General features: G+C 67.1%; 5 protein-coding genes and 1 pseudogene. 1 reads left to right on the forward strand and 5 read right to left on the reverse strand.

Annotated elements, in window-relative coordinates; genetic code table 11:
• From VN419_RS08905 to VN419_RS08925, 5 genes are all read right to left on the reverse strand, one after another.
• Nucleotides 1–1,362, reverse strand: a 1,362-nt coding sequence (locus tag VN419_RS08905) for a small ribosomal subunit Rsm22 family protein (RefSeq protein WP_325646634.1), incomplete at its 3' end; no start/stop codon positions are given.
• Complete coding sequence (locus tag VN419_RS08910) at nt 1,352–2,938, reverse strand: ASKHA domain-containing protein (protein WP_325646636.1); 1,587 nt, start codon at nt 2,936–2,938, stop codon at nt 1,352–1,354. The genes VN419_RS08910 and VN419_RS08905, both read right to left, overlap by 11 nt.
• Before the next feature lie 9 nt (nt 2,939–2,947).
• Nucleotides 2,948–4,003 carry a sensor histidine kinase gene (locus VN419_RS08915; RefSeq protein WP_325646638.1) on the reverse strand — a complete coding sequence of 352 codons (1,056 nt, stop codon included), beginning with the start codon at nt 4,001–4,003 and terminating at the stop codon, nt 2,948–2,950.
• Nucleotides 3,978–4,373 (reverse strand): response regulator, encoded by a 396-nt coding sequence (locus VN419_RS08920; protein WP_325646640.1) that lies wholly within the window; start codon nt 4,371–4,373, stop codon nt 3,978–3,980. Before VN419_RS08920 ends, VN419_RS08915 begins: the two co-directional genes overlap by 26 nt.
• Nucleotides 4,374–4,403: 30 nt before the next feature.
• The gene (locus tag VN419_RS08925) at nt 4,404–6,065 is read right to left on the reverse strand and encodes a sensor histidine kinase (RefSeq protein ID WP_325646642.1); all 1,662 of its coding nucleotides are present in this window, start codon (nt 6,063–6,065) and stop codon (nt 4,404–4,406) included.
• Between the two features lie 225 nt (nt 6,066–6,290).
• On the opposite strand from VN419_RS08925, the pseudogene VN419_RS08930 reads away from it, so the two are divergent.
• Nucleotides 6,291–6,683 (forward strand): annotated as a pseudogene (locus VN419_RS08930) (pyruvate, water dikinase); the annotation flags it as partial.

A 6,683-nucleotide genomic window follows, 5' to 3' on the forward strand; every position in this document is an offset into this window, starting at 1 on the left:
GTCAGGCTTCGCGGATCTTGCGGGCTTGTCTGATCTGTCTGGCCTGTCTGGTCTGTCTGGTCTGGCGGCGTCGGCGTCCCTGTCGCGCCTTGGCGGGGCCGCTTTGCCCTGAGCGGGCTTGCCGGGCGCTTTTCCCGCCGGGGCCGTGGGCTTCATGGCTGGGATCAGCGCATCGCCGCCCATGGGCAGCACCAGCGCGCCGGACTTGGCGTCGGTTTCCGGGAATTCGGGCCAAGCGGCTTCGATGAGCGCGCCGGGCAGGGGCACAAGGTGCTTCCTGGGCAGGCTCAAAAGCGTCAGGCCGCGCTCGGAGCAGGCATACTGCCCGAAGCGGTGCGGAGCCATGCCGCCCTGGGCCGTGGCGGGCGCGGGCAGCTCGAAGGGGCCGGACACGGCGCGCACCAGGGACTTGCCCTGCGGCGCTTCCAGCTTGCGGCCCTTGGCCGAGAAGTTGAGGAAGCTCAGGCTCACGTTGTCCTTGGTCAGCCGGGCCTCTTCGGACAGCTTTTTGAGCCAGCCGGGTGCGGCCTCGGCGTCGAAATTGAAGTGGCACCAGGCCGTGTAGCCCCGGCCGCTCATGGGGCAGGGCTCCTCGTGCGGGCAGGGGGCCAGGGGCTTCAGGCCATGGTGCAAAAAGCCTCGGCGCAGCGCGGCCATGAGGTGCGCGGAGGGGCGAACGCCGGGCTCCACCACGCACAGCGCGCCCGTGGGGGTCAGCATGCCCGAAAGGTGCCAGGCCAGGTCGTCGGCGGTCTCCAGCAGGTCTTCGCTCTCGCCCCGGTGCAGCACTTCGTTCAGGGCGTTGGCCATGACGAGCAGGTCGGCCTTTTCGCGCAGGCGGGCGTCCAGCGGGCCCTTTACCAGAGTGACCTTCCAGGGCGCGATGCCCCCCTGGGACGCGGCCAGGCTGTGCAGGGTGTCGAGCCCCAGGCGCATGGGCTTGGGCGCGCGGTCCACGCAGATGAAGGTCAGCGGGCGCTTGCGCAGGTGCGGGCGGCTCATCCACAGGGCGAGCGGCGTGGTCAGCGGGCCGGTGCCCAGGTCGATGATGGTGGCCGCGTTATCTGGCGTGTCGCCGCCCGGATCAAGGGCCAGCCCGGCGAAAAGGATGCCCAGGCGGTAGATGTTCCAGGGCAGGAAGTAGCGCATGTAGGCGGACAGCGCCGCCGGGTCGGCCAGATAGTCGCGCCTCAGGTCGCCGCGCTCGTCGGTGAGCAGGTGCGACAGGTGGCGGATGTCGCCGGGCAGTTCGCGGCGATGCTGGCGGCGCAGGGGCATGGCCGCGTCCAGGTGCTTGGGCAGGCCCGCCAGCAGAGTAAGAAACTCCCGGCTGGGGCGCGGAAAAAGTTGTTCAGGCGACATGGCGCAGCACCATCCTTTCAACATACAGGGAGCCGAAGCCGGGGTCCGAGGCCAGATCAAGCGCGCGGCACTTGGCCGGAAGGGCGCGGACCCAGTCCCAGGCTTCGGGAGAGTTCAGCAACAGTTGCGAGCCCTTGAGCGACGTGTTCCCGGCGCGCAGCAGCACGCCCGCCAGGGCCTCGGGCAGGAAGCCCAGGGTCACGAGGTCGCGGGCGCTCACATGCTCGCCCATGGCCCCGGCCAGATGCACGGCCGCCAGGGCCGAGGCGGGCAGGGCGGCCTCGGCCAGCAGGCGCGAAAGGGCCAGATTGAAGGCCGCCTTGACCTTCACCAGCTCCTCCACGTCCGAGGCGGGCAGGAAAAGGCCGGATCCGAGAGCGAGCGAGGCTTCGCCATTTACGCTGGCAAGGCCTTTTGCCAGCCGCTGCCCCAAGGGCGTGGCGGGTACCATGAAGCGGCCCGACTCGTCCAGCACCCCGGCGCGCAGGAGCGCGGCCGCAAGCGACAGGTAGCCCACGCCGGTGATGCCGGGGTCTTCGTCCGGCAGGGGCGGGCGCTCCACGTATTCTGGCTTGAGCCCCGCCGGGGTAAGGGCAAAGGCGCGCACCGCCCCGGCCGCGGCCGTGCGGCCATGGCGCAGGCCGACCCCTTCCAGGGCCGGGCCCATGGGAACGCTGGCCAGCAGATATTCCGAGGGCGAGAGGGCCAGCACGAATTCGCCGTTGGTGCCCAGGTCGGCCAGCAGAAACGGATAGCGCGGCGCTTCAGGGCCAAAGGTCAGCGCGGCCAGGCCAGCGCTCAGGTCGCCGCCCACAAAGGGGGCCAGGAGCGGCGGAATGCGCGTTTCCGGCAGATCCGGCGCGATGCTTCTGTCGTCGCCCCCGGCGTAGCCCAGGCTGTAGGGCGCGCGGGCCAGCCCACCCACGGGCAGGCCCAGCAAAATATAGGTCATGGCGCTGTTGCCCGCCACGCACAAGCGCGTCACTGGACGTCCGGCCCGGGCCCCGGCCGCGCGCGCAAGCTGGCGCAGGCGGTCCAGAATGAGGTTTTGCAGAATCTCCGCGCCGCCGGGCCGCGCGGCAAAGCCCAGGCGCGACATGACCTCGCTGCCCAGGCCCATTTGCGGGTTCAGTTCCTGGCCGGAGGCAAGAACATCGCGGCCCATGAGCGCCGTCCAGTGGACGCTGGTGGTGCCCAGGTCCACGGCCAAGGCGATGTCTGCGTCGGCTTGTGCGGCTTGTGCGGGCTGGGGCTGGCCTTGGCGAGGCCTGCCGGAGCGTTTGGGCTCCGGCAGTTCGATGTCGCACGTTTCCGCCGGGTGCAGGCAGGAGAGCCGCCAGCCCTGGTCCAGAGAGGCTTGGCCCAGGCGGCGCGCTTCGTCCGCCGTGGCCTGCGGCGCGGCGGAGACGTAGCGCACGCGGCACAGGCCGCATTTTCCCAGGCCCGCGCACAGGGGCACGCCGTCCCACAGCCCCGCGCCGCCCGTGGGCGCCAGAAAAATCGCCTGGGCCAGGGTAAGGCGCTGGTCCGGCGCAAGCTCCAGGTGCTGGCCGTCATGGGTGTGGATGCGTATCACCTGCGGCTCCTAGGTGTGGCTCAGCGGGTGGCCGAGGGGCAGGCCAAGGGGATGGAGGAGCTGGGGCTCGCGCGGCTGACCGGGGAAATAGCGCGGCAGGCGCACGGTGAAGGTGGTGCCCCGGCCCACGATGCTGTCCACCAGGATGGTGCCGCCCATGCCCTGCACCAGGTTGTGGCACAGGGAAAGCCCCAGGCCCGTGCCCTGGCCCGGCGGCTTGGTGGTGAAGAAGGGATTGAAGATCTTCTCCATGTTCTCCGGAGCAATGCCGTGCCCGTTGTCGGTGACGCGGATGTCCATGACGTCCTCGTCGGCCTGGGCGGTGACTTCGATGAGCCCGCCCTTGTCCACGGCGTGCAGGGCGTTGGTCATGAGGTTCAGCACCACCTGGCGCAGCAGGGGCGCGTCGGTGCGCAGGCGCGGCAGGTCCTCCGGCAGGGTGCGCGTGAGCGTGACGTTCTTGTATGAGGCTTCCTTGTCCACCAGGCGCGCCATGTCGTCCACCAGGCGCGCCACATCCACCTCCTGCAGCACGGGCTCGCGCTTGCGGGCGAAGTCCAGCAGCTTGTGGGTGATGTTCTTGCAGCGGTCCACCTGGGAGCGGATCTCGCGCAGGGAGTCGCGCACCTCGGCGAAGTCCGCGCCGGATTGCTTCTCCGCCTCGGCCAGCAGGTGCGTGGCCCATTCCGTTTCCTGGGCGATGATGGCGATGGGATTATTGATCTCGTGCGCGATGCCCGCGGAAAGTTCACCCACGGCGGCCAGCTTCTGGGACTGGATGAGCTGGGCGTTGAGCGAGTTCTTGGCTTCCTCGGCCTCGGACAGGCTGGACATGAGTCCGCGCGCCGAACAGGCCGCCAGGATGAGCACGATTGCGGCCATGAAGGCCGCCAGGGGCGGAGTGGCGAAGGTTGCCGCCACCACCAGGGCGGCCAGCACAGGCGGCAGCAAAAAGTGCAGCCAGAGCACCAGCCGGTGCTCCCGCCATACCCGCGCTCCGGTGGCCTTGGAGAGCAGCTGCCCGGTGCCGCCGGGGTGGTTAGCCTCTGGCCTGGGCGCTGACATTGAGGGCCTTGCGCTCGGCCGCCCGGCGCACCTTGTCCAGCAGCTCGTCGAAGTCCGCCGGTTTGAGGACGTAGTCGTACGCGCCCAGGCTCATGCCCTGCATGCCCGCGTCGAGGGAGGCATGGCCGGTGAGCATGATGACCTCGGTGAGGGGGCGCTTGGCGCGGATCTGGCGCAGCACCTCCATGCCGTCCATGCCGGGCATGCGCACATCCAGGATGACGACGTCGAAGTCCTGCTCGTCGATGAGCTTCAAGGCTTCCAGCCCGCTGCCTGCGGAGGTGACGGGCAGCTTGCGGATGCGGAAGCGCTTGGTCATGGTTTCGACGAAGTCGGCCTCGTCGTCCACCAGGAGTATGTTGATGTCCATTGGCGCTCCTTGGCTGCCCGGCTTTCGGGGCTAGTCTTTGTCCAGCGGCAGGCTGATGATGAAGGTCGCCCCGTGGCCTTCTTCGCTCTCCACCTTGATGCGCCCGCCGAGCTTCTGGATGATGCTGAAGCTGATGGTGAGGCCCAGGCCCGTGCCCTCGCCCACCTTTTTGGTGGTGAAGAAGGGGTCGAAGATCTTGTCCAGCTTCTCCTTGGGGATGCCGGGGCCGGAGTCCTTGATGGTGATGATGATTTCGTTCGGGTCGTGCACGGCCATGGTGCGGATATGTATGTTGCCGTCCTTGCCGATGGCGTCGATGGCGTTGTCGATGATGTTCAGGAATACCTGCTGTAGCTGGGCCGAGTCGCTGGCCACGAAGGGCAGATCCTTCTGGAATCCGGTGTGGATCTCGATGGCGCGGTATCTGGCCTCATTCTGCAGGAAGGTGATGGTCTGGCTGATGACCTCGTTGATGTTCACGTCCTCATGGATGGGGTCCATGCGGCGGGCGAAGCCCAGCAGCCGGTGCGTCACGTCCTTGGCGCGGGTCACGTGGTACTCGATCTTGGCGATGGCGTCCTCGAACTCCTTGAAGTTCGGGCTGGCCTTGATGTCTTCTTCGCCAAGCAGGTCGCGCATCCAGCCGGCCTTTTCCTTGATGATGGCGAGCGGGTTGTTGATCTCGTGCGCGACGCCCGCGGCCATCTTGCCAAGGGAGGCCATCTTGCTCGACTGGGTGAGGCTTGCGTTCAGCGAGGCCTTTTCCCGCTCGGAAGTGACCAGCTGCGCCAGGATGGTGTTGCTGGTGATGATGGTGCCGCCCGCGATGAGCAGGAAGCCGCCGGCCAGGATGATCCAGACCAGGGAGCGCGTGTGCGCCAGCGGCATCAGCTCCTCGGAGGGGTCGTCGCGGATGGCGAGCATCCAGTTCTTGTTCTCCAGCCAGGTAAGACCGAAAATGTAAGGCTTGCCGTCCACGCTGATGGTCTCCGTGCGCACGCCGGGAAAGCGCGCGTAGGAGCCCAGGTCCATGCGGGCCAGCAGCTTGGGGCCGAAGCGCGGCTTGGACTGCAACACGTTGTCGGCGTTCAGCAGGAAGGCGTCGCCGTTGGCGCCCAGCTGGTCGCTCTGCACCAGGGAGTCGAAGATGTCCGAGTCGATGGTGGCGCGCAGAATCCAGGTCTTGTCGCCATCGCGGCGGCTGACGGCGATGATGATGTGCGGATAGTTGCGCAGGCCCATGAAGACGTCGCTGATGTAGAAGCCCTTGGCCTGCACCTGGTGGAACCACTCCTGGTCCTTGTAGTTCGCGGTGCGGATGGCCTGGTACGGGCCGGTGTAGACGATGTGGTCGCCGTTCTGGTCGATGACGCCGAGGTCGATGTAGTGTTTGCTGCGCGCCTGCATGAGGGTGAACACGCGCTCAAGCGTGCCTTCTTCCAGGAAGTACTGCAGCTTGTGCGTGTAGGCGATGGCCATGAGCTGGGAGAGGCGCTCGTTCAGGAACAGGTCGATGGTGCGCCGCTTGTTTTCCGTAAGGTGGCTCAGGTGCTGGATGACCTTGCCCGTGTGCGCGGCCTCGAACTGGCGGTAGATGGTGAAGCCGAGGATCAAAAGCGGGATGAGCGAAAAGCCCAGGGTGGTCAGGATCATCTTGATGCGCAGCTTCGTGTAGCCAGAGCTTTCGATCATGCGGATCACCCTTTGTGCGGACGTGTTCGGCCGGAATGCGGTATGGCTGGCTTGTGCCGGAGCCCCCGGCCAGCATTGAACAATACTCTCCGCACCGGCGATATGCAAGGGGTTTCAAGGGGATTGCCCCTCCATGGGCGCCCGCGCGCGTCACAGACGGGGCAAAACCGCTCTTTGTGGCCGAAGAGGCTTGTCTCGGCAGGACTTTTCTGCGATTGGTCGGTCATGGCCAATCGACCTGGGTTCTTCAGCCGGATCATGCAGGCCCTTTCCGGCACAGACAGCTCTCCCGCGCCCACGCACGATGAGTTGCGCGCCCTTTTCGCCGCGCGCTCCCAGGCCTTCATGCGTCTGCTGGAGGCCAACAACAAGGCGCTGGAAATCATGAGCGACCTTGAAGAGGCCCTCAAGGGCACCGCCATCTTCGGCATGAGCTTCGTGCGCGCCAGCGCCACGGCAGTGGGCGTCAACGTGTTCAAGCTGGTGCGCGCCCTGACGGAGCTTGAGCCCGGGCGCTACGAGACGCTGTTCTCCCGTCTGGCCGCCATCCAGACGGGCATAGACGAGATTCTGAATCGCCGCGCCGGGCACCAGGGCGCCCCTCTGGTGCTGCATTTT

Origin of the sequence: Humidesulfovibrio sp., from assembly GCF_035560995.1 — a bacterium.
In the GTDB taxonomy this organism is placed as follows: domain Bacteria; phylum Desulfobacterota; class Desulfovibrionia; order Desulfovibrionales; family Desulfovibrionaceae; genus Humidesulfovibrio.

Bases quoted from the DNA above. Each gene is read 5' to 3' on its own strand.
- VN419_RS08920 (WP_325646640.1), bottom strand. From the start codon at position 4,373: ATGGACATCAACATACTCCTGGTGGACGACGAGGCCGACTTCGTCGAA.
- VN419_RS08915 (WP_325646638.1), bottom strand. From the start codon at position 4,003: ATGTCAGCGCCCAGGCCAGAGGCTAACCACCCCGGCGGCACCGGGCAG.
- VN419_RS08925 (WP_325646642.1), bottom strand. From the start codon at position 6,065: ATGATCGAAAGCTCTGGCTACACGAAGCTGCGCATCAAGATGATCCTG.